This is a genomic window from Hyphomonas johnsonii MHS-2 (assembly GCF_000685275.1).
In the GTDB taxonomy this organism is placed as follows: domain Bacteria; phylum Pseudomonadota; class Alphaproteobacteria; order Caulobacterales; family Hyphomonadaceae; genus Hyphomonas; species Hyphomonas johnsonii.
This window is the reverse complement of sequence record NZ_ARYK01000001.1, coordinates 134,896-159,732: the sequence shown is the minus strand read 5'-3', so window position 1 is coordinate 159,732 and position 24,837 is coordinate 134,896. Positions and strand designations below refer to the sequence as shown.

The following is a 24,837-nucleotide window of genomic DNA, read 5'->3' as shown; positions in this document are numbered from 1 at the left end:
CATCGACGCAAGGAGGAAGTTTGACCACGGGCCGCGCAATCGCTCAAGGCAATTTGTGCTTTGGCGTGACACAAATACGGCAAAACCGTGCCTCTAATAGGCCTCTTCTTCGAAGATCGGGCGAACGTCGCGGTTCCAGACGGTGTGGTAGCGGGTCAGCAGGCGGTCGGCCGGCGTAAGCCCGCTGGCGGCGATCTCGTCGAGTTCCGAGAGATAACCCGTCTCGTCGTCGCCGGATGTCGAGAGATTACCGCGATTCCTGAGGCCCTCACGCGACAGGGCGAGTACCTGCTTGGCAAGGTCCTGCATCGAGCCGCCACCCGGAACGGGGGTCTTCAGGCCCAGCGTACGCACGCCCTGGCGCATGCATTCACGCTCGGCAGCGGTCCAGTCCTTCACCAGGTCCCACGCTGCATCAAGGCAGGTCGGACAATACATCAGGCCCGTCCAGAAAGCTGAAAAGGCGCAGAGGCGACTCCACGGGCCCGCATCCGACCCGCGCATCTCCAGGAAGCGCTTCAGGCGGACTTCCGGGAAAATGGTCGACAGGTGGTCGACGAAATCGTCCATCGCGGGCAATTCGCCCGGCAGGATGGGCAACTTGCCTGCCATGAAATCGCGGAAGCTGAGGCCGCTGGCATCAAGGTATTCGCCTTTGCGGCGGACGAAATACATCGGCACATCAAGGGCGTAATCGACGTATTGTTCAAACCCGAAGCCCTGATCGAAAACGAAGGGCAGCATGCCCGTGCGGTCGGGGTCAGTGTCCGTCCATATCTGCGAACGATAGGACAGGAAGCCATTCGGGCGCCCGTCGAGGAATGGCGAGTTGGCGAACAGGGCGGTCCCGAGCGGCTGCAGGGCGAGTGACACGCGGAACTTCTTCACCATGTCGGCTTCCGAGCCGAAATCGAGATTTGTCTGCACGGTACAGGTCCGGAACATCATCTGGCGTCCGAGGCGGCCGACCTTGTCCATGTAGGCGGTCATGATGCGGTAGCGGCCCTTGGGCATTACCGGGGTTTCGGCAAGGCTCCAGAGAGGGCTGGCACCCGCGCCGAGGAAACCAATTCCCAGCGGCTCGGCGATCTCGCGCACTTCGGCAAGGTGGCGGCCGACTTCATTGCAGGTCTGGTGGAGGGTCTCGAGCGGCGCACCGGACAGTTCGAACTGGCCGCCGGGCTCCAGGGACACGCTGGCGCCATCCTGCGTGAGGCCGATCAGGTGGCCCCCTTCGACAATCGGGTCCCAGCCAAACCGGTCACGCAAGCCTTCCAGCATGGCACAGACCGACGCCGTGCCCTCATAGGGCAGCGGGCGCAGGCCGTCGGTCAGGAAGCCGAACTTTTCGTGCTCCGTACCGATCCGCCAGTCCGCCTGCGGCTTTGACCCTGCGGCAAGGTAAGCGATCAGTTCGGCCTTGGATTCGATGCGTGGCGAGGCCTCGTCAACGTCCGACGTCGGTGTGGTCATTGTGGGCCTCCCATGAATCGGCGATGGAAGTGCACATAGGTATGTTTCGCTCGACCGCCAACCGGGTTATTCTAACTGGACAGAAAAGTACAAGAGGGGCCAAGGGGCTGAAGTGACCAAGCTTAAGGCAGACGAACGCGAAGATTTGAGCACGTGGGCGCGTATCCACGTGCGTGGCGGCTATGAAGATATCGAAGAGATCGAGGAGCTCCTGCAGGAGCTGACGGAAGATTTCGATTCGCTGATATCGGAGCGGGATCGCCACATCGAAGTGCGCAACGCGCTGATCGTGGCGGTGCGCACGCTGGTCGAAGAACAGGAAGCCTGGCCGGTGCTGACCGACTATGACCGGCTGGAACTGGCTTTGGACACGCTGGAAGACCACGGCATCGTCACCCGGGCCAATTTTACCTGCTGTGGAAATTGCGGCGCGGCCGAAATCGGCGCCGAGATCGAGGAATTCGAGGAGCTGGGCCGCAAGGCGCGCGGCTATGTCTTCTTCCACCAGCAGGACACCGAAAGCGCCGTGGAAGGCCACGGCCTGTATTTCAGCTATGGCGCAACGCATTCCGACCTGGATGTCGCGCATGTCGCGGTCGCGCAGGAATTGTTCGACGTGCTGCAGTCAGTCGGGCTCAAACCGCACTGGGACGGCAAGCTGGACCACCGCGTCGGTGTGGTGCTCGACTGGAAACGCCGCTGGACCGGCGACGTGCCGACACCCCTGAAACGCTGGTCGTTCTAGCTGGCCATGCCCGGCCTGGTGATCCGTCCTCTGGCCGCATCGGACGAATCCGAATGGCGCAGGCTCTGGACCGCCTATCTCGAGTTCTACGAGGCCGAACGGCCGGAAGCCGTCTATGCCTCAAGCTTTGCACGGATGCTGTCTGGTGCGCCGAATGAGTATCGCGGCCTGATCGCGACCCTGGACGGGCGGGCCGTCGGCATCGCGCATTACCTGTTCCACCGGACGAATTGGGAGATAGGGGATACCTGCTACCTGCAGGACCTTTACGCCGATCCGGATGTGCGCGGCACCGGCATTGGCCGGGCGCTGATCGAGGCGGTTTACGCCGCCGCCGACGCGCACGGGGCGGCCTCGGTCTACTGGACCACGCAGGAATTCAACGAAACGGCACGCCGGCTGTATGACCGGATCGGCGTGCAGACGCCCTTCATCAAGTATGTGAGGGGCTAGCCTGCCCCACCCGCCAAATGCCCCTGGGGCGTCCGCACCGGGTCAGCCCCAGTCCCCGCAGATCGCCTGCCAGAGAGTCATGGCTGACACGGCAGCTGTCTCGGCACGCAGGATGCGCGGGCCCAGGCTGACCGGGTAGGTTTCGGGCCTGCCGCGCAGGAAGGTTCGCTCGGCGGGACTGAACCCACCTTCGGGGCCGATCAGGATGGCCGCAGCACGCCCCTTCACCCCCTCCAGCACCCCTGCCATCGGCCCGGCCCGCCCTGCCTGACCGCCCCAGGGCGCATCTGTCTCGTCGCCGGCTTCATCGCAGAAAATGAGCGCCGTACCGTCCGGCAGGGCCGCCAGCGCAGCATCGAGGCTGAGCGCGTCGACAACCTCCGGCAGGTCGAGGCGTTCGGTCTGTTCAGCGGCTTCAAGGGCGATCTTCTGGAACCGGTCGAGGCGCACCGTGCGGGTCTGGGTGCGCTCGGTGATGACCGGCTGGATGATGGCCGCGCCAAGCTCGGTTGCCTTCTCGACAATGAAATCCGTCTCCGATTTCTTGACCGGGGCGAACAGCAGCGTCAGCGGCAAAGCGCCCTGCCCGGCCTGTTCCCGCAATTTCTCCACCGGCGTCATTTCGACACGGCGGCCCGCGATATCGGTGATTTCCGCCCGCCATTCCCCGTCACGACCGTTGAATACGCGGGCTGCATCGCCAATGTTGAGGCGCATGACGCGTGTCAGGTACCGGGCCTGCTCCTCGTCAAGCGAGAAGGCACTATCCGGCACCAGGCCGACGGTCACGAATAAGCGAGGCAGGGAACTCATCGGGGCTCTATATGCCTATATATGGTTCACGTTAAGCGGAAGGACGAACTCATGAGCGCGCAAGCTGTCACCTCGATAAACCCTGCGACCGGCGAGGTGCTCTCGTCATTCTCGCCGCTCAGCCCAGCCGCCACGGATGCCGCCATTGAAAAGGCCGATGCGCGGTTCGATTCATGGCGCCATACAAGCATGACCGAACGGTCCCGGCTGATGCACGCCGCAGCCGACGTGCTGGATCAACACAAGTCCGAATATGCCCGAACGATGACGCTCGAAATGGGCAAGCCGCTGGCGCAGGCGGTTGCGGAGGTCGAGAAATGCGCCCTCGTCTGCCGGCACTATGCCGATCATGCCCCGCAATACCTCGCCGACCAGGTAATCCCGACCGAGGCCAGCCAGTCCTATGTCCGGCACTTGCCACTCGGGCCGGTGCTGGCGGTGATGCCGTGGAACTATCCGTTCTGGCAGGTCTTCCGCTTTGCTGCGCCGAGCCTGATGGCCGGCAATGTCGGCCTGCTGAAACATGCCTCCAACGTCTGGGGCTCGGCCATGAACATCGAGGCGGTTTTCCGCCAGGCAGGCTTTCCGGACGGCTGTTTCCAGACACTTCTGATCGGTTCGGGCGCTGTCGAGGGCGTGATCCGTGACAGCCGCGTGAAGGCCGTGACGCTGACCGGGTCCGGCCCCGCCGGCAAGAGCGTGGCGAGCATCGCGGGTGACGAGATCAAGCCGTCCCTGCTGGAACTCGGCGGCTCCGACGCCTTTATCGTGATGCCGTCTGCCGACATGGACAAGGCCGTCAAGACGGCCGTCGCGGCCCGCACCAAGAACAATGGCCAGTCCTGCATCGCCGCCAAGCGGTTCTTCGTCCACGCCGATGTGTACGATGCGTTCACGCAACAATTCGTTGACCAGGTGGCGGCCCTGCGGGTCGGCGATCCCCTGCTCGACACGACGGATATCGGGCCGCTGGCGACCCGCGCCATTCGCGACGAATTGCAGGCCCAGGTGGACGCCACGTTGAAGGGCGGCGCGAAACGGCTCGGCCGCTTGGCGGACCTGCCGGAAAAAGGCTGGTGGTTTGCACCGCAGGTCCTGGCTGACGCGCCTGCCGGCACACCGGGCGCCGACGAGGAAATGTTCGGTCCCGTCGCAGGCCTCTGGAAAGTGACGAACCTGCCTGAGGCGATCGAGAAGGCCAATGACAGCGTCTACGGCCTCGGTTCGACGATCTTCACCGATGTGGAATCCGAAATGACTTTGGCGATCGACAGCCTCGAAGCCGGATCGACCTTCGTCAACAGTATGGTGTCGTCTGATCCCCGCCTGCCCTTCGGCGGAATCAAGCAGTCGGGCTTCGGCCGCGAACTCGCGGCTGACGGCATCAGGGCCTTCGTCAACCGCAAGACCGTGTCGATTGCGTGAAGCCTATTTGCTGACGGGCCGGGCGCGCGCCGTGATGCCGTAGAACGCCCCGTCGGCACCGCGGAATTCGATGCGGGCCTTCTCGTCGAAGTCGATCAACACGCTGGGGCTGGCGGCTGTTGCCTCCGTCTCCGCATTGCCGTGCGAGATCGTGAACCCGATCTGGACCGGGCCGGTCCCTTTGGTGGGCGAATGAAGAGTGACGGTGACCGTGTAGGGGTCCGTGTCCGATTGAACCGGAAACGAGACCGGCGTGTCGGGGGCCAGGACAATCTCGGTTCCGAAGGAATGAACATTCCGGTCACCACTGACGATCGTGCCGTCGAGTTCGAGCGAGACGTCCTGCGCTAGACTGGCCGACTGGCTGAAGAGCACCATCACGACCAGCGCCGCCGCAGCGGCGGCCAGGACACGCGGCAACCGCGCCAGCGTCGCAACACCCGCTTTCACCCGGCCAGCCAGCCCGCCGATGTGGCCGCCAGCACGCGCCCCTGCGTCGCCTGCACCGATGTAATCTGAAATCTGGCTCCTGACGATATCGCTGACTGTCCGGCCTTCCGAACGGGCCCTGGCATGCAGGGCCTCCTTGGTTTCGTGCGAGACCCTGATCTCGAGCATTTCGGATTTCTTTGGTTCGCGCACCGTCATCTGTCCCTTGCCTCGGATTGATCGGGATGTCCGGTATCGAATCCTATGCGAACAGGGCGAAATTGTCCTGCATTTTGGGCGCTGGCCAGCCCGAAATCGTGTCCGGACAGGCCTGATTGCGGCATGTCAGGGGGCCGTCACGACTTGTGAAAGGCCTCCGGCATCTCAATGGCGGTCCAGCCCAGCTTGGCGCGTTCAGCGTTGATGTCAGCGGCGACCTTGGCCTGAAGGGCTTCAAGACGGGGCGTGGGTGTGTCATTCAGGATGGGATAGATGAACAGGGAAATGTCGCGCATCCCTTTCGCATAGGCCAGTTCCAACAGGTCCATCGCCTTGCCCGTATCGCCCTCGAGCAAATACACCCCGGCCTCATTCACATCAAAACTGGCGTTCTGGAAGCCAGACGCGCGATCCGCATCAATGGCCCGTCTTGCGGCCGCAAGCATGGCGGGCGCGTCCTGGTGCCCGGCGTCGATCAGGGCGGGCAGGACTACCAGGTAGGGCGGCCTGACAAAGGTCTTCTGGAAAGACTCGAGGCTGCCCCAGGTTGCATCATAGTAGCGAACGACCTCTGCCCAGTCGTGGGTGTTGTTATGGATTTCGAGATAATCGGCCTGCTGTTGCGGAAAGTCCGGTCGCGCGTCCAGTTCCTGCCTGACCAGCGCCCGCGCATCATCCTTGCGGCCCATCAGGACCATCGCCCGATAGCGCATATAAGGTTCGTCAGCCTTCAGGACCGACTGGAACTCCCCCAGTCCCAGTTCGGCAAAATGAAGGTCGCGTGACGCTCTCGGATCGTGCGGCGCCATGGCCAGCACCTTGCGCCGAATCTTCAGCCCTTCGGCCAGATTGCCGGATATTTCCTGCAGAACCGCCTGAATTACGTAAGCCCCCGGATTCTCCGGTGAGATGGCGAGCCATCTGTCGGCCTGAGCGCGCGCCTTATCGTAGTCGCCTATGCGGCCATAATAGGCCAATAAATTCGTGTTCACGTCGCTCTGGGCCGGGTCGTGTGCCAGCGCCACTTCAAATTGCGCAATCGCCTCGCCAAAGCGTTTCTGGTCGTTCAGCCAGTAGCCATAGTCATTCCTCGCAAGCGCAAAATTGGGTTTGATCGCAAGGGCACGTTCATAGAGTGCCCCCGCCTTGTCGCGGGTCTCGGCATCAAACGCCATCGAAAAAAGCCCCGCGCGGGCGAAGAGGGCATCGGCGGAATCGGGGTCCAGCTTGAGAGCACGGTCGGTCCAGACACCAGCGCGCGCGAAGGCTTCTTCGGCGGGAATGTCACCGGCGGCACCCTCTGCATCAGACATCATCAGCTCGTAATAGCCGCGCCAGGCGAGGGCGGGAACGAAATCAGGGTCTATGGCGAGGGCCTTGTCGAGAGATTCGGCAGCGGCCTCATAGCCGGTCATCGTGTTGAGCGCGGCTTTCTGCTGGGCGAGCAGGTAAAGGTCGTAGGTGGTAATGTCCGTGCGCGGGGCGGCGATGGGCGTGACCGTGCCCATCAGCTGGGGCTTCAGTTCCGCGAGGATGGCGTTGGCGATCTCGTCCTGCACCGCGAAGATGTCTGTCAGGTCGCCATCATAGGTGTCAGACCACATATGGAAGCCATTGTCGGCGCGGATGAGCTGGGCCGTGACGCGGACCTTGTTGCCGGACTTGCGCACCGAGCCTTCGAGCACGTGGGCCACATCGAGAATCTGGGCGATCTCGCGCAGGTCCGTGTTCTGGCCCTTGAAGGCGAACGAGGAGGTACGCCCCGCCACGGCGAGGCCGGGCACCTGGGCCATGACATTGAGCAATTCCTCGGAAATGCCGTCGGCAAAATATTCCTGGTCGCCATCCGGGCTCATGTCTGCAAACGGCAGCACGGCGATGGAGAAGTCTTCCGAGGCAGCCGACTTGTGACTTGCGGCTGCGTCGCCCGATGGCATGACGCGGTCGCCGATGATGACCACCACAAGGAGGGCCGTTGCGGCAGCAAGGACCATGTCGAGTCGCTTGCCGGTGCGGGCGCTGACGCTTTTGGACGGATCAATCTTCGCCGTGGGTTTCAGGCCCCCGGGCGTCATTTCGAATGCCCAGGCGCCGAAAACGATAATTGGGAAGCCGATCAGGACGAGAACGGTGATCAGCGTATCGAACCAGCCGGGCAGATTCAGCGTCGTTTCCAGCACCACGGCCAGCTGCATCAGCAGCCAGCCGCCAACGGCATAGAGCGAGGCGACGCGGAACACGTTCCGACGCCGCAATTCCTGAATCAGATTCTGCAACCTGGCGCCCCCGAATTGGTCTGTTCCCAATGGTTATCACTGTTTGAACCGAATGTCGTGACCAAAGGCGATAGAACGATGGCGCGTGTTTGGCGCATGATTCCTGCAGGCCTTGCCTGCTTTGCGTCCCAAAGCCTAGTCTGTGCGGAGGAACCCGGTCACCGGAAAGCAGAAACATGAGTCCAGCACCGCGCAAATTGGGATCAGACACGGTTTATCCGGTGGGCCTTGGCTGCATGAACCTGCATCACGGCTATGGGCCGCCGACGGACGAGGCCGATGCCGCCGCGCTGCTGCATGAGGCGCTCGACCTCGGCTACAATTTTCTCGACACGGCGACGATCTATGGCTTCGGCAGGAACGAGACCCTGATCGGCAAGACGCTGAAGGCCCGGCAGGGTGAATTCCTGCAGGCCAGCAAGTGCGTGCTGTTGTTCGACGGCAAGAAGCGGATGATCGACGCGCGGCCGGACAGCATCAAGACCGCCTGCGAGGCCAGCCTGAAACGGCTGCAGCGCGAGACGATCGACCTGTACTACATGCACCGGCCGGACCCGAAAGTGCCGATCGAGGACTCGATGGGCGCGATGGCAGACCTCGTCAAGGAGGGCAAGATTCGCATGGTGGGCCTGTCCGAAATGGGCGAAGGCCTGCTGCGCCGGGCCCATGCGGTCCATCCGGTTTCGGCCATGCAGTCGGAATATTCGCTCCTGACGCGAAATCCTGAAATTGCCGTGCTGGATGCGTGCCGGGAGCTGGGCGTGACCTTCGTGCCCTTTTCCCCGGTCGGGCGTGGCTATCTCGCCGACAATCCACCCGCCCCGGCCGACTATCATGAAGCCGACATGCGGCGCATCTTCCCGCGCTGGACCGAGCCCTACTGGACCCAGAACCAGGCGCTGCTGAAACAGGCACAGGCGATTGCCGGCGACCTCGGCTGCACCATGTCCCAGCTGGCGATCGCCTGGACACTGGCCAAGGACGCGGCCTGTGTTCCCATTCCCGGCACAACCAGCCGCCAGCACCTGAAGGACAATTTCCTGGCGGCAGACCTCTCGCTGTCCAGCGACGTGATGGCGGCGCTCGACACCTTGTTCCAGCCGGAGGCCGTCAAGGGTCCACGTTATTCGCCCGCCGCGCAGGCAAGCGTGGACACCGAGCAGTTCGCGTTTGAACTGAGTTGAAGACCGATGGTCGCGCACTGGTTGCTTGCGGCTGTGAAGCGCCGCAATTCCCTGTATAAGCCGCGCGATGACCGAAACCGAGACCTCCCCACGGGCCTTGCCCGCTGACAGTGCGCTGCCCGGACTGCTGGCACTGCTGCCGGACTGGATGCAGCCCTATGCCCTGCTGGCGCGACTCGATCGGCCGGTCGGCATCTGGCTGCTTTTCCTGCCCTGCCTGATCGGCCTCCTCTTCGTGCGGATGCGGACCGGCCTCTATCTCGTCGATTTCCTGTGGGCGCCGCTGTTCCTGATCGGCGCGATCGCAATGCGCGGGGCAGGCTGCACCTGGAACGACATCAGCGACCGGGACTTTGACGCGCAAGTGTCACGCACCGCCCTGCGGCCCCTGCCCTCTGGCGCTGTCACGCTGAGCGAAGCCTACATTTTCATGGGCGCGCAATTGTTCGTGGGCGGCCTGGTCTGGCTCTGCCTGCCGGCCGACGCGAAGATCTCCGCGCTGTGCGCACTGCCGCTTGTTGCCGCCTACCCCTTCATGAAACGGATCACATGGTGGCCGCAGGCCTGGCTGGGCCTGACCTTCAACTGGGGCATCCTGGTCGGTGCCGCGACAGCGGGCAGCCTGTCCGGACCGGTGATCATCCTCTATGCCGCGCTGATCCTGTGGACCCTGGCCTATGACACGATCTATGCCCTGCAGGACCGGGAAGATGATGCACTGATCGGGGTGCGCTCCACGGCACGCCTGTTCGGCAAGCGGGCAGTGCTGATCAGTTTCAGCTTCCACATGGGCGCAGCAGCCCTGATCGCGCTGGCCGCCTGGGTGAACGGGTCGCAGCGGGCCGGAGCGGTGACGGCGCTCGCCTTCCTTGCGCACGGGCTGTGGCAGGCGGCCCGCCTGAAATCCAGCCGAGAGGCCGATGCGCTTGCCGTGTTCAAGTCCAATGTCTTCGCAGGCGCGCTGGTGGCGATCGGGTTCCTGCTCGCCGCGATGCTGCCGACGCCCCAGCCGCGCTCCTTGTTCGCCGACCATGAGATCCTGCCGGCCGGACCGTCCAGCAAGGTCGAGTTGCCGTTTGGTCTCGAAGTCAAGCGCGAGCCCCATATCGCCGGCGAGGAAACCTGGATGGCCAGCGACATTGTGCGCGCGCTTGAATCCGAAGGCGTTGAAGTTCCCGAAGAGTGAGTCCCGCCGGCATGGCTGGCCCCACGGCGCACGGCGCCGCCGCTGGCAGGGTGCGCATCCGCGTTGACCAGGTTTCAGCCCTGGCCTACGAACGCATTGCTTCCGGCCCAACCCAGCGTGTCAGCGTGAATTTCAGGGGAATTCAAACATGCTTGCAGCCAAGCCCGCCAACCAGGCTGAACGTCTGGCTGCCTTGTATCGATACCAGATACTCGACACGGATCGGGAAGCCGATTTTGACGATATCGTCGAACTGGCGGCCGAACTGTGCGGCGTGAAGATTTCGGTCATCAACCTGATTGATGCCGACCGCCAATGGTTCAAGGCCGAGGTCGGACTTGGTGTCAGAGAGACACCGCTCGACACCTCGATCTGCTCGCATGTCATACTGCAGGACGATTTTGTCGAGATCACCGACACGCTTGCCGACACCCGGACGGGCAACAATCCGCTTTGCCTCGACGAGCCGGGTCTTCGCTTCTACGCTGGGACACTGCTGAAATCGCGTGACGGCCACCCCATCGGTACGCTCTGCGTCCTCGACGACCAGCCCCGCGAATTGACGGAGTTCCAGAAGAAATCGCTGCGAACCCTCGGCAAGCAGGTAATGCGCGAACTTGATCTTCGGATGACGCTGCGGGACCAGAATATCCTGCTCCACGAAATGGACCATCGGGTGAAGAACTCACTGCAGTCGGTCAGTTCGCTGGTGCGGCTCTACAGCTCGCGGGCGGGCGCCAACAACAAGGACGCATTCGACGCGGTGGCGCGGCGAGTCGACACGATATCGCTGTTGCACCAGGAACTGCACCAGGCGGCCGAAGTCGAGACCGTGCCGCTGGAGGGCTTCATTCCCCGCGTCATGGCGCTGCTCCAGGATTCCACTCCGGAAAACATCAAGATCCGTACAGAGATTGACCCGATCCATGTCGGCTCCGGCCCGGCCTCTGCCATCGGGATGATCGTCAGCGAATTTGTCGCCAATTCGATCAAGCACGCCTTTCCGGATGGCAGGACCGGCGAAATCCTGTTGCGCCTCGAAGGCAGCCCTGACCGCAAGGTGACCCTGACCTGCAGCGACAACGGCGTCGGCAGCGCATCGGCCGAACGTCCCGAAAGCGCCGTGGAGGGCCTGGGGCACCGACTGGTCGATGCCGCCGCGTCGCAGCTTGGCTGCAAGGTCGTGCGCGATGCGACTGCCGACGGGTTCTCGTTGAGCCTGACGTTCCAGCTCGCCTGAAAGCCTGCTCTCTTCGGGCAAGACCAATTCATGGACAGACAGACAGACAGAAGCCGCTTCGAGGCGCGGTTGGAATCATGCCTTGAATATACCCCCATAGGGTATCATATGCAGATCAGACACCTCGGCGGAGCAACTGCATATGAACACGCCTTCCAACGACCACTCCCACCACGATCACACGCACCACAGCGAACCTGCGGCACATGCCTGCTGCCATGATGATGGCGCCAAGGCCGGAAAGCCGGACGGCGCCTATGACCATGTCCCGGGCGGCTATACCGGCACCGTGTGGACCTGCCCGATGCACCCGCAGGTGCGTGAGACATCCAATACCGGCTGCCCGATCTGCGGCATGGCACTGGAACCGGAATCGGCGACCCTGGACGAGGACACGAGCGAACTCGATGACATGACTCGCCGGTTCTGGATCAGCACGGCGTTCGCCCTGCCCCTGTTCGTCTATGCCATGAGCGACATGATCCCCGGCATGCCGTTGCACGCCCTTGTCCCGGCAGGCTGGGCAGCATGGATCCAGCTGGCGCTGGCAGCGCCCGTGGTGCTGTGGGGCGCAGCGCCCTTCTTCGTGCGCGGCTGGCGCTCGATCAGGAGCATGAACCCGAACATGTTCACGCTGATCGCGCTGGGCGTCGGCACGGCGTTCCTGTTCAGCCTGGTGGCGACCGTGGCGCCGGGCGTATTCCCGGACAATTTCCGCGACATGAATGGCGCGGTGCATGTCTATTACGAGGCCGCGGCGGTGATCACCGCGCTGGTGCTGCTCGGGCAGGTGCTTGAACTGAAGGCGCGCAGCTCGACCTCCGGTGCGATCCGGGCCCTTTTGCAGCTGACCCCGCCAACGGCGCGCATCATCCGCGAGGACGGCAGCGAGGAAGATGTCGATCTTGATGAAGTCAAAACCGGCGACCGCCTGCGCATCCGGCCGGGCGAGAAAGTGCCGGTGGACGGCGAGGTCGTCGACGGCAAGTCGAGCGTGGACGAGTCCATGGTCACTGGCGAGGCCGTACCGGTGGCCAAGGCGGCAGGCGACCGGGTGACCGGCGGCACGGTGAACGCAACAGGCACGCTGGTGATCACGGCAACACATGTCGGCGACGACACGGTGCTGGCCCAGATCGTGCGCATGGTGTCGGAAGCGCAGCGGTCGCGGGCCCCGATCCAGCGGCTGGTCGATATCGTGGCAGCCTGGTTCGTGCCGGCTGTCGTGGCGGTGGCCATGCTCACCTTCATTGTCTGGGCCGTGTTCGGCCCGGATCCGGCGCTGGCTTTTGCGCTGGTCAATGCTGTCGCTGTCCTGATCATCGCCTGCCCCTGTGCGCTGGGACTGGCAACGCCGATGTCGATCATGGTGGGCACCGGCAAGGGCGCGCAGAACGGCATCCTGATCCGCAATGCCGAAGCGCTGGAGACACTGGAAAAGGTCGACACGGTCGTGGTCGACAAGACGGGCACCCTGACCGAAGGCAAACCGAAACTGGTGACCGTTGAGCCAGCCGAAGGCTGGGACGAGGCAGGCCTGCTGGCGCTGGTTGCCGCCGTCGAGGCCGCAAGCGAGCATCCGCTGGCAGCCGCCATCGTTGAGGGCGCCAAACAGCGCGGCATCGAGGCAAAAGCGGCGGAGGATTTCGAATCCGTCACCGGCGAGGGCGCACAGGCTCGCGTGGATGGCCAGTCCGTCGCCATCGGCAACGAGAAGATGATGCGTCGGATCGGCGGCTTCGACGAAGCGCGCGCCGCCGCAGCAGATGCCCATCGCCAGGATGGCCAGACCGTGATGTTCGTGGCGGTCGATGGCCGGGCGGCGGGCCTGGTCGGCGTGGCAGACCCGATCAAGGCGACAACACAGGATGCGATCGCACGCCTGCATGCGCAGGGCCTGAAAGTGGTAATGCTGACCGGCGATAACGCGGCAACGGCCCTTGCCGTGGCCCGCCAGGTGGGCATCGACGATGTGCGCGCCGACGTTTCGCCTGAAGACAAGAACCGGATCGTGACGGAACTCCAGGCCGCTGGCGCGGTCGTGGCGATGGCCGGTGACGGCATCAACGACGCCCCGGCCCTTGCGCAGGCCAATGTCGGCATCGCAATGGGAACAGGCACGGATGTCGCCATGGAAAGCGCCGGCGTGACGCTGGTCAAAGGCGACATGGCTGGCATCGCAAAGGCGATCACACTCAGCCGCGCGACCATGCGCAATATCCGGCAGAACCTGTTCTTCGCCTTCGTCTACAATACACTGGGCGTTCCGCTGGCGGCAGGTATACTCTACCCGGTCTTCGGCCTGTTGCTGAGCCCGATGATTGCCGCTGCCGCGATGAGCCTGTCATCGGTATCGGTGATTGCCAATGCGCTGCGCCTGCGCAGTGTGAAACTTTGAGGAACCCGTTGCCATGACACCTGAAACCAGAGACAGCGCCGTCAAGCGCCTTGCCCGCATCGAAGGACAGGTGCGCGGCGTGGCGAAGATGGTGGCGGAAGACCGCTATTGTATCGACGTCGTGCGGCAGGTGCAGGCCATCAAGGCAGCGTTGACGGGGCTCGAAGGCCTGGTCCTCGACGATCATATCTCAACCTGCGTCGAGCACGCGCTGGAAGGCGATGACATGAATGAACGGCGGGAGAAGGTGGAAGAACTGGTCGCCGTGCTGGGCGGACGAAAGAAGTAGGACGGGCGAACCCGCCCCCTAGTCAGGCTTGCACCAGTCCGGCGGAGACATGCCTGTCGGGTCTGCCGGATGCGGCAGAAGCATGAATTCGGGAAAGGGTGTCACGCGCGGATAGTCACCGATTCCGTCGAACGCCGCCTTCACGTCGGCAAGGGCGCTGCCCGGCAGTTCCAGCACGTGTTCGCCGCGGCGCGACGCACTCTCGCCATTGAACGCCTGGCCCGCCTCTGCCTTCATTTCCACATGCCCACCCAGCAGCCAGTCGACCTGATGGGTCTCCGCAAATTCGGCGACACGTCTGATGGAAGCCGCATACTCGCCAGCCTTGTCACACACGAAGAACAGCCGTCCCGGATAGACAGCGTCGCCTGAGAACATGATGCGTGTGAGCGCATCATAAACCATGACATGCGAGTCATGGTGCCCCGGGGTCGGCAGGACATCGACTGTGCGCCCACCAAGGTCGAGCGTGCCGGTATCCGCCGGCCACTGATCGATCCCGAAGAACGCGGCGACATCGGCTGCCGTATGCCCGACCACAATCGTGTCGGGCCGGTCTGCAAACCCGGCATCGCCACCGACATGATCGCCGTGCCCATGCGTATGCATGACCACGAGTGGCATTCCGGCATGCCCGCTGGCCGCAAGCAGCCGGTCCACTTCGGCGCGAAGGTCCACGCCTTCAACGCCGGTGTCGATGAGGAGCGCCCGGGTCTCTCCGACGAGGAGGTAGAGGAAGGGCGCCTCGAAACTTGTCCGCAGCGACTGGCGCAGGACGAACGTGTCTGAACCGATCGCCTGCACCTGGAACGCCGGCTCATCCGGGTCGATGCCACTGTTCCACGCTTGCGCGAACAGTATCGACGGTTTGGCGGCATTCTGCGTTCCGCAGGCCGAGAGGCTGGCAAGCAGCATGGCCGATATGAAGAAGGATATGAGTCGGATCATGTCAGTTGTCTTTCATGCGGGAGAGGAGCGGGACGCTGAGCAGGGAATCTGCCGCGCGTTGGATGGCGGCGGAGAGATCGCACCCGATTTCGTCGAAAAGGGCCTCGAAGGCCTGGCCCGCCTTCGCAAGCCGCGCTGTCAGGGCCTTGAATTGCTCTGAACCCTGACGAGTCAGGCGGAGCAGTTTGCGCCGGCCGTCATCGGGGTCGTCGACGCGCTCGATGATGCCAAGCCGGATCAGGATATCCACGCGCTGGGAGGCAACCTGGTGAGGCTGGCCAAGCGCACGGGCAATATCTGCGGTCGAAGTGGGCTGGTGCTCGCCGATATACAGGACAGTCGAGACCGCTCGCGACGGGAACGTGATCCCGGCCGCGTCCAGCATGTCGTTGCCTTGCGCGACGATCAGTTCGGACAGTCGCTCCAGCTGGTACGCAATGAATGCGGACCGCAGTTCATGTCCATCTATGAAATTCATGTCACGCATTGGCCCTGCATCCTAGTTATACAATCAATTGCACAATTGATTGTATAACCGCTCCTGTCAAGCGCGATGTCTTGCCTGTCCATCACTTCTTGTTGCGCTGGTTGCGTGCATGAGGCGTGGGGAATAGGCTGAGGCCATGACAGTTGTTGTTGAAATGGTTTCGGATCTGGTCTGCCCCTGGTGCTGGCTGGGCCTTCGCAGGATCGAGGCGGCGAGAGCCCTTGTTCCTGAAGTTGATGTTCAGATGATATTCCGCCCGTTCGAGCTGGATCCGACGATCCCGGCTGCTGGCATCGACTACAAGGAATACATGAAAGAGAAGTTCGGCGGTTCGGACGAAAGCCGCGAACGCTCCGGCTCGATGCGCCAGGCCCTGATCGATTATGGCGAGGCCGAAGGCATTCCCTATCATTTCGACCGGATCACCCGCCGACCGAACAGTTTCGACGCCCACCGCGTCGTCCGCTGGGCACAGGGACAGGCCAAGGGCGTGCAAGCCAAGGAAGCGTTGTTCAAGGCCTTCTTCGAAGACGGGCGCGACATTGGCGACCATCAGGTGCTGGTGGACGTGGCGCGGGAAATCGATCTCGACGCAACGATCGTGGCTGACCTGCTGAAGACCGATGCGGATGTGCAGACTGTGCGTGAAGAGGCCGAATCCTTCCGCCAGATGGGCGTCAGCGGCGTACCGACCTATATCGCCAACCGTGCCGTCGCTGTGCAGGGCGCCGAAACCGCCGAGAAGCTGGCAAAGTTCCTGAAACACGCGGCTGCGCAGTTGCCGCAGGAACGCCCGGCCGGCGACACCTGAATGAGTGACCTTGTAAGCGTCACGCGCGAAGGCCGGATTGCTACCGTCAGGTTCGATACCGGCAACCGCGCCAATGCGCTGAGCCAGCAGCTGATGCGCGACCTGACAGAGACCGCGCAGGGCTTCCACGATTGCCCGGACATTTCCGCCGTCATCCTGACCGGCCGCGACGACCAGTTCTGCATGGGCGCAGACCTGAAAGACCCCGAAGGCACGGCGGCAGCAAAATCGTCACTCAGCCAGCGCCGCGTTCTGCTGCGCCGGGGACCGCGCATGTGCCAGGCATGGGAAGACGTTGATGCCCTCACGATCTGTGCTGTCGAGGGCTGGTGCGTGGGCGGCGGCGTGGCCCTGGCGACCGCCTGTGACCTGCGCGTGGCGGCAGACAATTCCACCTTCTACGTGCCCGAAGTCGAGCGCGGCATGAACATGAGCTGGGGCTCGATCCCGCGCTTTGTGGCGCTGGTCGGCCCGGCGAGGACCAAACGCATTGCGGCCCTGTGCGAGAAGATCGGGGCCGGCATGGCGCTGGACTGGGGGCTTTGCGACCATGTCGTTCCTGCAGGCACGGCCATGGCCAGGGCGCGCGAGATTGCCGAAGCGGCCGCTGCCCTGCCCCCGACGGCGCTGAAAAGCGTGAAGCAGGACGTGAATGTCGCCGCGCTGGCACTGGCCCGGGCGACAGGGCACCGCGACCTTGAGGCGTTCGCCCTGATGCAGCAGTCAGATGATTTCAAGGAAGGCGTCAGTGCGTTCCTGAAAGGCCGCAAGCCTGACTTTACAGGCGACTGACCGCCTAGCTGAGCTGCAGGTCCACAAGGCGGCGATAGGCGCCGTTCTTGTCCATCAGGGCAACATGGGTGCCGTCTTCCACGGCGCGACCATCTTCCATCACGATGATCCGGTCCGCCGCCCGCACGGTGGACAGGCGGTGCGCGATGATCAGCGTGGTGCGGCCGGCAGAGAATTTCCCCAGAGCGTCCTGCACCTTGGCTTCGCTTTCGGCATCGAGGGCGGACGTTGCCTCGTCCAGCAGCAGGATCGGCGCGCCGCGCAGGATGGCGCGGGCGAGCGCGACGCGCTGGCGCTGGCCCCCTGACAGGTTGCGGCCCATTTCGCCGGCAGGGGCGTCATAGCCACCCGGAAGCGAGAGGATGAAATCATGCGCGTGGGCCGCACGGGCCGCAGCCTGGATCTCTTCATCGCTGGCGCCGAGGCGACCAAGCGCGATATTGGCGCGGATCGTGTCGTCGAACAGGGCGGCATCCTGCGCGACGAGGCCCATGTTCGCGCGGAGGCTGGCGCCCGTCACATCACGCACATCTGTTCCGTCCACAGAAACATTCCCTCCGGTCGGATCATAGAGCCGCAGGAGCAGGTTGAACACGGTTGACTTGCCCGCGCCGGAGGGGCCGACAAGGGCAATCGTCTCTCCCGGACTGGCGGTGAAGGACAGTCCCTTGAGGGCCTCGGTGCCATCCGGATAGGCAAAGTGAACAGCGTCAAAGCGGACCGCACCGGTGACTTTCCCGATCGGCTGCGCATCAGGCGCGTCGGCGATTTCCGGGACGGCATCGGTGATTTCGAATACACGGTCGGCCGCAGCGCCGCCTTCCTGCGCAACGGAGTTCAGTGTGCCGAGCGCCCGCAATTCCGGCGCAGCGACAGCGATGGCGCCGATAATGCCGACAAAATTCCCGAGCGACGTGTCGCCCTGCGCGATGCGCCACGCGGTCAGCGCCAAAATGCCGACAAGCGCGAGGCCGCCGGTGATCTCGAGGATCGGGTCGACGGCGGCGCGGTCTGTCAGCACTTTCAGGAACAGCCGAGAGCGTTCGGCAAAGCCCCGGGCAGCCCGGGCCTTCTGGTAGTCCTCGAGGCCATAGGCTTTCACCACGCGCGCCGACTGGAACGCCTCGCCGAGCAGGGAAGTGACTTCGCCGATCTGTTTCTGCGACTGGCGCGAGCGCTTGCGGACGCGGTTGCCGAGGGCAATGACCGGCGCGAAGGCGATGGGGTAGATGACGAGCAGGACGAGCGTCAGCTTCCAGTCCATGACCAGCATGGTGATGAACACGCCGATCACCGTCAGCACGCCCTTGGTCAGGTTGTTGGCGATGCGCAGGCCTGCATCGCGCAGGGCATTCACGTCATTGATGAAACGCGACACGAACCCGCCTGACGCTTCGGCCGCGATACGGGCAAAGTCACCCCCGGTCAGGGCATCGAACTGGGCGTCCTGGATGTCGACAATCGCGCGCTGCACGCCGGTATTGTTGAAGATGGTCATGCCATACAGCGCCAGGGAGCGGACCACGGCAGCCACGCCGATGATGCCGATCAGCCACCAGAGGTGGGTCGGCACCTCGACCTGTGCAGGCCCGGCGAGAGCCTCGAGCCCTTCCACGACAAGTTTCAGCAGGTAGCCGTAAGACGCAGCAGCCACGGACGTCAGTGCGGCGCACAGCGTTCCGGCCACGAACCATCGCCAGTGCGTGGCAAAGCGCTCGCGGGCCAGACGCATCAGGGCGCCGGTGCGGCGCGCCGGTTTGGCCGCGTCAGACGTGATGGTGTTCCCCCGTCTCCGGATCAAGCAGCCGGTGGGCATGGAGGATGAAATAGCGCATTTCGGCATGGTCGACCGTGCGGTGCGCGGCCGACTTCCATGCGTCATAGGCTTCACGATAGCTGGCAAATGCGCCAACGAAATCGACTTTGGAGAGGTCTTCGAACTCCAGCTCGGCAACGTCTTTCAGCTCTCCGCCGAATACGATGTGGAGAAGTTGCTTTTCGGCTTTGGGGGCGTCGCCCATTTTGAGTGGCTCCGTACTGATTGTTGCGGCGGGCCTGGCCGCCTTTTCCTGTGGGTCAGGTATATCCACAAATCCTGACCGGCGCACTAACAGAGGATGCAGCTGTTTTCCAGACGCAATGACGCTACGCTGGGCCGGAACCTCCCGGTTGAACTGGAAAGGTTCGCCCTTGTGCGTCGTGGCAACGCCGCCCGCCTCGGTGACAAGGATTGTCCCGGCGGCGAGGTCCCAGTCCGACTTCTGGGTCAGCGTCAGCGTGGCATCCCATGCGCCCGACGCCACCATGGCCATCCTCAGGAGGGTGGAATTCGGCTTGGGGCGGGCGACCGTGAGGATTGGCCAGGGTTCCGGCCAGCCCTTGTGGACCAGCATTTCCTCAGCCGCGATCAGCCTGCAGCCGGCTTCGCTGCCGCATTCGGACACACGGATCGCCTCGCCATTGAGAAAGGCACCGGCTCCGGCGCGGGCTTCATAAAGGTGGCCAAGGACAGGCGCGTAGAGGACACCGGCCACGGCTCGTCCCTCTTCGACGATGGCGAGGCCGACACACCAGTTCGGATCGCCGCGCATATAGGCGCGCGTTCCGTCGATCGGGTCGACCACCCAGCAACGGTCTTTCCGGCGCGCAGCAAAATCGTCGAGTGTCTCTTCCGACAGCCAGCCATAACCCGGCCGGGCATGCGTGAGGCGTGCCGCACAGAGCTGGTTGACCGCAAGGTCCGCCTCGGTGACCGGGCTGCCTCCAGTTTTTTCCCAGGCAAAGGCCGACTGGCCTTCGCGTGTATATGACAGCGCAAGCTGGCCTGCCTCAATGGCAAGGCTGCGCAATGTCACAAGGTCTTCGACCAGCGTTCGTTCAGCTGCCGGCAAGGCTCATGTCCTCGACGAGGATGCTTGGCGCATCGCGCGTGCCCCGGAATTCGAGGTCAGAGGCGGGGATCAGGCGCGCAAAGATGGCCGGCAGGTCACCCGCGATGGTCACTTCCGACACCGGGTACGCAATCTCGCCATTCTCGAACCAGAAGCCCGCAACACCGACGGAATAATCGCCCGTATTGGCATTGATCGACGGCCCGAACATGTCTGTGACGAGCAGGCCCTTGCCAGCCTGCTGCATCAGTTCGGCAGGCGTTTTCTCGCCTGCCTGCAAGTAGAGGTTCGACGTCGTGACACCGGGCGGATCACCAAAGCCGAGCGCACCGAAGCCGTTTGGCTGCAGGCCCAGCTGGCGGGCCGACGGGCCATTCAGCAACCATTCCGTCAGGCGGCCATCGTCAATCAAGTGCGTCTTGCGCACCGGGCGGCCCTCGCCGTCATGGCAGCGCGAGCCCATGCCGAGCGGGCGGAACGGGTCGTCAATGACGTGGACGCCCTTGGCGAAGACGTCGCTACCCATGCGGTCCTTCAGGAAGCTGACGCCCCGCGCGATCGACGGGCCGGATATGGCGCTCATCAGCGCTCCGAGCAGGCCGCCGGAGACACGGCGGTCATACAGGACAGCCGCCTTCTGGGTTTCCAGCTTGCGCGCGCCAAGCCGGGCGATGGTCCGTTCGCCCGCGGTCCGGCCGATGGTTTCCGCGCTGGGGCGGTCGGCGGTACGGCGAACCGACCAGCTTTCATAGTCGCGCTCCATCGCCCCGTCCTTTTCGGCCACGGAAGCGAGCCCCAGGCTGGTGCTGGTGCCGGTCTTCCAGGCGGAAAAGCCGTTCGTGGCGGCCACCCAGCGGGTGGACCGGTTCCAGGACGCGCCGCAGCCGGCGACAGTCTTGATGCCTTTTACGTCCAGCGCCGCAGCTTCAGCGGCGAGTGATTCGCGTTCGAGCGTGTCAGCGGCGATCTCCGGGTCGCCCGTGAGGTCCATGTCCAGTTCGCCGGTTGCCAGTTCTTCAGGCTCGGCCAGGCCGCAATACTTGTCTTCCGGCACCGCGCGCGCCATCGCCGCGCAGCGTTCAGCCAGCGCGAACAGTCCATCCTTGGACAGGTCGGAGCCGGAGACATGGGCCTGGCGCTTGCCGAACAGGCAGCGCAGCGAGACGCTCGTGCTCTCTTCGCGTTCGATGCTTTCCATCTTGCCGTCGCGGACCGACACGCTGACGCCTTCGGCCGAGCCAATCCGGGCATCTGCGGCATCTGCACCTGCCTTCAGGCACTGGTCGAGGAGGCCGGCGAGCAAATCGGCCGGCGGAATTTTGAATTCAGTCATCCGCGCTAGATGGACTGCCCCGACAGGCCGTGCAACGGGGCAAATCCGGTAAGACCGTGAAAAATCAGCATGGCAGCGACGACGATCATGGCCAGCCAGGTCAGCACCATGCCCAATACGCGGGCCTGCAGCACGGACCGTGACAGCCCGAATGCATGGATGACACGCCCGAGCGTGAACGTGGTGCCCAGGATGTGGATCCACAGTACCGGAATGCCCATGAAGGCCGCTGTAATCAGCGCCACGAGCATGGACGGGATGTATTCGGCGGCATTTCCATGCACGCGGGTACGAATTTCAAGGTCGACATTTCCGCCATGCCCGACCGAAACCTGCGCCGACCGCCGCATGAACACGACGCGGGACGACAGGTAGATCAGCAGGAGTATGTTGATGCCGACATAGACTGCGGCCGCCTCCAGTGGTGCCATGTTGTATTTCCTCCCAGAAAAAATGCCGCCGGAACGCTTCCGGCGGCATGATTGTCATTCCCCGCTCAAGCCGGCCGCATCAATCGTCGCGGCGGGCATCGGGCAACCGATCGTTGATGTCGTCACGGATGTCCATCAGCGTGACGATCAGACCGCAAACGAGACTCGCCGCGATCCAGCCGGCTGCTGTGAAGATCACAAAGTCCGCGACCTGGGCGAGAGCGCCGGAAAGGCCGAGCATCTCGTTGCTGAATTCACCCTTGTTGTAGAGTCCGAGCGCAATGCCCCCGACGATGATCGCAATATAGGCCACATAGACCATGATGCGGAAACTGTTGATGATTAAGAACTTCATGGGCATCCCCTTCCTGTTGCGGAACCGAATTTAGGCGGATTGCGACGACACGTCACGCGATTACACGTACCAAACGAATGTCTTTGCGGGCCCGCTGCTCAAAAACACCGATTGCGGCTGGCAATTCAGTCCTTTTCCGGTGCCAGTTTGCAGGTGAACATGTCACCGACGACCGCGGCAAATTCCATTTGGTCGTCCGGTGTCAGTGACAACACGAACCGTTCGACCTCCTGTTTCTCGCGTCCGATCGCCTGGGCGGTCCGCTTGAACAGGTCCGGGCTGAGATTCGTCTCCATCGCGTCGGCAATGCAGGCACAGGCCTGCTGGCTTTCGCCTTCGGCGGTACAGGAAGCGACCAGGGTCGCCTTGTCGCTCTTGCCGCAACCCGCCAAAAGGCCAATGGCTGCGAGGGAAAGCACCAGCGTGCGCATGCCGTTTGTCTCCGATATTATCACCAGCCCGAAGCCAACCACGACTTGGCAGCGGTGTTAAGCGCCTATTCGCGCCCGAGTATCCGGTCGAGCTGGACCTTCTTGCCAAATGACCCGAGGAACGCGTCCTTGACGGCCTGCCGGTCATAGTCTTCCGCGACCCAGTCGAGGAACGGCTTCCAATTGTCCACCGGGCGGCCCGAATTGTAGTTCGCATAGGCGTCCAGGAAGGCATCCAGCATGCCTGTCTTGCCGTGTTTCACGTGCAGGTACTTGAAGGACAGCTGCTGGCGCGCCTCTTCGAACGGCACCTTTTCGTGCAGCAGCTTGTACAGCACTGCCATCAGCCCGGCCCGGTCTGCACCGGACTTGCAGTGCATCAGGGCCGGATAGGCAATCCGCTCAAACAGGTCGCGTGCGCCGAATATCGCCTCCCTGGTCGGCGTATCGCGCGAAAACACCTGAAAATCTTCCAGCACGATCCCGGCCGCTTCGCAGGCCTCTTTTTCGAGCAGGTAATAGCCCTTTGTACTGGCCCCCCTGAGATTGATGATCGTCCGGATGCCCCGCGCCTTGGCATGCGCCACCACCTGGCGGGGGGATGGCTGGTTGGCGCGCCACATGTCGGGCGAGATCTGGTGCAGGTTGCTGAACGCGGCTCTCAGGAAGCCGTGATCGCCCCAGACAAGCTCGGCGCGCGCACGGCGCCGCCCGCCCGGCGTGCTGAGATCAGGAGCCACATGCGGGCGCTTTTTCGATTTGGGTGTCAGTTTGACCATTCTGTTCCCGCGATTACAGGCCCGCTTTCCGCACGGCAAGACATGGGGGCAGCTGACGTTTTTTCAGCCCGCCTGCATCCAAATGCCCCGGTCAGGGCATCTCACCCACAAGGCCGGACATTCGGATCCGGTGAAACACGCAGAAAGATTACCCAATGGAAGACGTGATTGTCCCAATCGTCCTGTTCTCTGTCCTGCCAGTGTGCATCTGGCTGGTCAGTTATTTCAACTATCGCAAACGCCTGACGGCCCACGAAACCGTGCGTCACGCCATCGATGCCGGCCAGACCGTGTCTCCGGAGCTGATCGAAAAGATGTCGCTCCTGGTCGACCCGATCCGCGCCGACCTGCGCCGCGGCGTGCTGTTCATTGCCTTTGGTGCCGCCTTTGCCGTCCTCGGCATGATGGTCAACTTCGAAGATGGCGATGCCCTGATGCCCATGCTCGGCGTGGCATCGTTTCCGGTTTTCCTCGGACTGGCATATCTTGGCCTCTGGGCATTCGGTCATGGCAACAAATCGGCCTGATCTCTGGATCGTCGCTGCGGGAGGCACCGACATGCGCACCGACCCTGACCTGGCAGCTGATGCCGCACGCGGCAGCGACACCGCCTTCGCTGAACTCGTGCGGCGTCACCAGGCACGGGTGCGGGGCATGTCGCGGCGGCTGACCGGCTCGGCCAGTGATGGCGACGATATCGCCCAGGCGACCTTCCTGACCGCCTGGCAAAAGATCGCCACCTATGCCGGTGGCACGTTCAGCGCCTGGATCTGCATGATCTGCTACCGCGAGTTCCTGCAGGTGCGGCGTCGGCAAAGGCCGGAAATCGAGCTCGACGAGACCGCCGAGATCATCCCGTTCGACCGGTCGGTCCCCGACGCAGGCGACAAGCTGGACCTGTCGCGCGCGCTGGCAAAATTGCCCGAGGCCCAACGCATCTGCGTCACCCTGTGTGTCGCAGCGGGCCTCAGCCACCGGGAGGCCGCCGAAGCCACGGGCTGGCCCCTCGGCACGATAAAATCCCATGTGAACCGCGGTGTTGCCGCGCTTCGCAAACACCTTGCCGCCGACCAAGTGGCGTGATGGAGTAGAGACCATGCGAGACGAAGACACATATGCCGACCTGACCGCACTGTTCAGCGCCGAAGACCGCGAACAAGAGGCCAAGCCGTTCGTGGACCAGGTGATGGGCCGTATCCGGGCCCAGGCCCGCATACGCAAGCTGCTGCTGGTCGTGACCGGCGTGGGCGGCGCGCTCCTGGCGGCGTCCCAGCTGCCAAAGCTGCTGGCAGATACGGTCGGCCTCGATGCATCGCTGACGACGTCGATCATCCAGGTCCAGACGGACGCCAGCGCGCTGGCAAGCGCCAATCCACTCTGGCTGGGCATCGCTGCAATTGTCGGCCTCAGCCTGCTGGCCGTCGCCGCGATGGAGCGGACCTAGCCAAG

The 24,837-nt window shown here is 63.4% G+C and carries 26 protein-coding genes; 13 read left to right on the top strand and 13 right to left on the bottom strand.

Features of this window, described 5'->3' with window-relative positions:
* Positions 1-93: 93 nt before the first annotated feature.
* On the bottom strand, positions 94-1,473 hold the full coding sequence (locus tag HJO_RS00810) for a glutamate--cysteine ligase (RefSeq protein ID WP_035612545.1): 1,380 nt from the start codon (positions 1,471-1,473) through the stop codon (positions 94-96).
* Between the two features lie 112 nt (positions 1,474-1,585).
* Here HJO_RS00810 and HJO_RS00805 point away from each other — a divergent pair, with 112 nt between their 5' ends.
* A complete protein-coding gene (locus HJO_RS00805) occupies positions 1,586-2,218 on the top strand; it encodes a DUF6891 domain-containing protein (protein WP_156945367.1) in 633 nt (210 codons plus the stop codon).
* Positions 2,219-2,224: 6 nt separating this feature from the next.
* Positions 2,225-2,671 (top strand): GNAT family N-acetyltransferase, encoded by a 447-nt coding sequence (locus HJO_RS00800; protein WP_035612543.1) that lies wholly within the window; start codon positions 2,225-2,227, stop codon positions 2,669-2,671.
* A 42-nt stretch (positions 2,672-2,713) separates the two neighbouring features.
* On the opposite strand, the gene HJO_RS00795 is transcribed toward HJO_RS00800, so the two are convergent.
* The gene (locus tag HJO_RS00795; RefSeq protein WP_035612542.1) at positions 2,714-3,484 is read right to left on the bottom strand and encodes a 16S rRNA (uracil(1498)-N(3))-methyltransferase; all 771 of its coding nucleotides are present in this window, start codon (positions 3,482-3,484) and stop codon (positions 2,714-2,716) included.
* 51 nt (positions 3,485-3,535) lie between these two features.
* Here HJO_RS00795 and HJO_RS00790 point away from each other — a divergent pair, with 51 nt between their 5' ends.
* A complete protein-coding gene (locus HJO_RS00790; protein ID WP_035614136.1) occupies positions 3,536-4,909 on the top strand; it encodes an NAD-dependent succinate-semialdehyde dehydrogenase in 1,374 nt (457 codons plus the stop codon).
* A 3-nt stretch (positions 4,910-4,912) separates the two neighbouring features.
* On the opposite strand, the gene HJO_RS00785 is transcribed toward HJO_RS00790, so the two are convergent.
* Positions 4,913-5,527, bottom strand: coding sequence for a hypothetical protein (locus HJO_RS00785; protein ID WP_156945366.1), 615 nt, complete (start codon positions 5,525-5,527; stop codon positions 4,913-4,915).
* A 167-nt stretch (positions 5,528-5,694) separates the two neighbouring features.
* Entirely contained in the window at positions 5,695-7,833 is a 2,139-nt protein-coding gene (locus HJO_RS00780) for a tetratricopeptide repeat protein (protein WP_035612537.1), read from the bottom strand.
* Positions 7,834-8,009: 176 nt separating this feature from the next.
* Between HJO_RS00780 and HJO_RS00775 the strand changes: the two genes are divergently transcribed.
* From HJO_RS00775 to HJO_RS00755, 5 genes are all read left to right on the top strand, one after another.
* On the top strand, positions 8,010-9,017 hold the full coding sequence (locus HJO_RS00775) for an aldo/keto reductase (protein ID WP_035612535.1): 1,008 nt from the start codon (positions 8,010-8,012) through the stop codon (positions 9,015-9,017).
* A 67-nt stretch (positions 9,018-9,084) separates the two neighbouring features.
* Positions 9,085-10,203 carry a 4-hydroxybenzoate octaprenyltransferase gene (gene ubiA, locus HJO_RS00770; protein ID WP_035612533.1) on the top strand — a complete coding sequence of 373 codons (1,119 nt, stop codon included), beginning with the start codon at positions 9,085-9,087 and terminating at the stop codon, positions 10,201-10,203.
* Between the two features lie 148 nt (positions 10,204-10,351).
* On the top strand, positions 10,352-11,443 hold the full coding sequence (locus HJO_RS00765; protein WP_035612532.1) for a histidine kinase dimerization/phosphoacceptor domain -containing protein: 1,092 nt from the start codon (positions 10,352-10,354) through the stop codon (positions 11,441-11,443).
* A gap of 142 nt (positions 11,444-11,585) precedes the next feature.
* On the top strand, positions 11,586-13,841 hold the full coding sequence (locus tag HJO_RS00760; RefSeq protein ID WP_035612530.1) for a copper-transporting P-type ATPase: 2,256 nt from the start codon (positions 11,586-11,588) through the stop codon (positions 13,839-13,841).
* A 13-nt stretch (positions 13,842-13,854) separates the two neighbouring features.
* Positions 13,855-14,130 carry a metal-sensitive transcriptional regulator gene (locus HJO_RS00755; RefSeq protein ID WP_035612529.1) on the top strand — a complete coding sequence of 92 codons (276 nt, stop codon included), beginning with the start codon at positions 13,855-13,857 and terminating at the stop codon, positions 14,128-14,130.
* Between the two features lie 18 nt (positions 14,131-14,148).
* Here the strand turns inward: HJO_RS00755 and HJO_RS00750 are convergent, their stop codons facing one another.
* Both HJO_RS00750 and HJO_RS00745 read right to left on the bottom strand, forming a co-directional pair.
* Entirely contained in the window at positions 14,149-15,078 is a 930-nt protein-coding gene (locus HJO_RS00750) for an MBL fold metallo-hydrolase (RefSeq protein WP_051617918.1), read from the bottom strand.
* 1 nt (position 15,079) lies between these two features.
* Positions 15,080-15,565, bottom strand: coding sequence for a MarR family winged helix-turn-helix transcriptional regulator (locus HJO_RS00745; RefSeq protein WP_035612527.1), 486 nt, complete (start codon positions 15,563-15,565; stop codon positions 15,080-15,082).
* Between the two features lie 136 nt (positions 15,566-15,701).
* Here HJO_RS00745 and HJO_RS00740 point away from each other — a divergent pair, with 136 nt between their 5' ends.
* Complete coding sequence (locus HJO_RS00740) at positions 15,702-16,376, top strand: DsbA family oxidoreductase (protein ID WP_035612525.1); 675 nt, start codon at positions 15,702-15,704, stop codon at positions 16,374-16,376.
* Positions 16,377-17,168: an enoyl-CoA hydratase/isomerase family protein gene (locus HJO_RS00735; RefSeq protein ID WP_035612523.1), complete on the top strand. Its 792-nt coding sequence runs from the start codon at positions 16,377-16,379 to the stop codon at positions 17,166-17,168. It begins immediately after the preceding gene.
* A 4-nt stretch (positions 17,169-17,172) separates the two neighbouring features.
* Here HJO_RS00735 and HJO_RS00730 read toward each other — a convergent pair whose 3' ends face one another.
* From HJO_RS00730 to HJO_RS00700, 7 genes are all read right to left on the bottom strand, one after another.
* On the bottom strand, positions 17,173-18,969 hold the full coding sequence (locus tag HJO_RS00730; protein WP_241764642.1) for an ABC transporter ATP-binding protein: 1,797 nt from the start codon (positions 18,967-18,969) through the stop codon (positions 17,173-17,175).
* Positions 18,935-20,059, bottom strand: a complete 1,125-nt coding sequence (locus HJO_RS00725; protein ID WP_035612519.1) for an inositol monophosphatase family protein — start codon at positions 20,057-20,059, stop codon at positions 18,935-18,937. Before HJO_RS00725 ends, HJO_RS00730 begins: the two co-directional genes overlap by 35 nt.
* The gene (locus HJO_RS00720) at positions 20,046-21,392 is read right to left on the bottom strand and encodes a TldD/PmbA family protein (protein WP_035612518.1); all 1,347 of its coding nucleotides are present in this window, start codon (positions 21,390-21,392) and stop codon (positions 20,046-20,048) included. The genes HJO_RS00725 and HJO_RS00720 overlap by 14 nt, the downstream gene beginning before the upstream one ends.
* A 5-nt stretch (positions 21,393-21,397) precedes the next feature.
* Positions 21,398-21,823 carry an MAPEG family protein gene (locus HJO_RS00715; RefSeq protein ID WP_035612516.1) on the bottom strand — a complete coding sequence of 142 codons (426 nt, stop codon included), beginning with the start codon at positions 21,821-21,823 and terminating at the stop codon, positions 21,398-21,400.
* A 79-nt stretch (positions 21,824-21,902) separates the two neighbouring features.
* Positions 21,903-22,178 (bottom strand): hypothetical protein, encoded by a 276-nt coding sequence (locus HJO_RS00710; protein ID WP_035612515.1) that lies wholly within the window; start codon positions 22,176-22,178, stop codon positions 21,903-21,905.
* A gap of 125 nt (positions 22,179-22,303) precedes the next feature.
* Complete coding sequence (locus tag HJO_RS00705; protein WP_035612514.1) at positions 22,304-22,609, bottom strand: hypothetical protein; 306 nt, start codon at positions 22,607-22,609, stop codon at positions 22,304-22,306.
* Between the two features lie 65 nt (positions 22,610-22,674).
* Positions 22,675-23,388: a fused DSP-PTPase phosphatase/NAD kinase-like protein gene (locus tag HJO_RS00700; protein ID WP_051617916.1), complete on the bottom strand. Its 714-nt coding sequence runs from the start codon at positions 23,386-23,388 to the stop codon at positions 22,675-22,677.
* A gap of 155 nt (positions 23,389-23,543) precedes the next feature.
* Between HJO_RS00700 and HJO_RS00695 the strand changes: the two genes are divergently transcribed.
* Genes HJO_RS00695 through HJO_RS00685 form a run of 3 tightly spaced genes read left to right on the top strand, consistent with a single transcriptional unit; the run spans position 23,544 to position 24,832 of the window.
* Positions 23,544-23,915, top strand: coding sequence for a DUF6249 domain-containing protein (locus HJO_RS00695; RefSeq protein WP_035612513.1), 372 nt, complete (start codon positions 23,544-23,546; stop codon positions 23,913-23,915).
* On the top strand, positions 23,896-24,471 hold the full coding sequence (locus HJO_RS00690; RefSeq protein WP_084141289.1) for an RNA polymerase sigma factor: 576 nt from the start codon (positions 23,896-23,898) through the stop codon (positions 24,469-24,471). The genes HJO_RS00695 and HJO_RS00690 overlap by 20 nt, the downstream gene beginning before the upstream one ends.
* Positions 24,472-24,484: 13 nt before the next feature.
* On the top strand, positions 24,485-24,832 hold the full coding sequence (locus HJO_RS00685; RefSeq protein WP_035612512.1) for a hypothetical protein: 348 nt from the start codon (positions 24,485-24,487) through the stop codon (positions 24,830-24,832).
* The last annotated feature ends 5 nt before the right edge of the window (positions 24,833-24,837 follow it).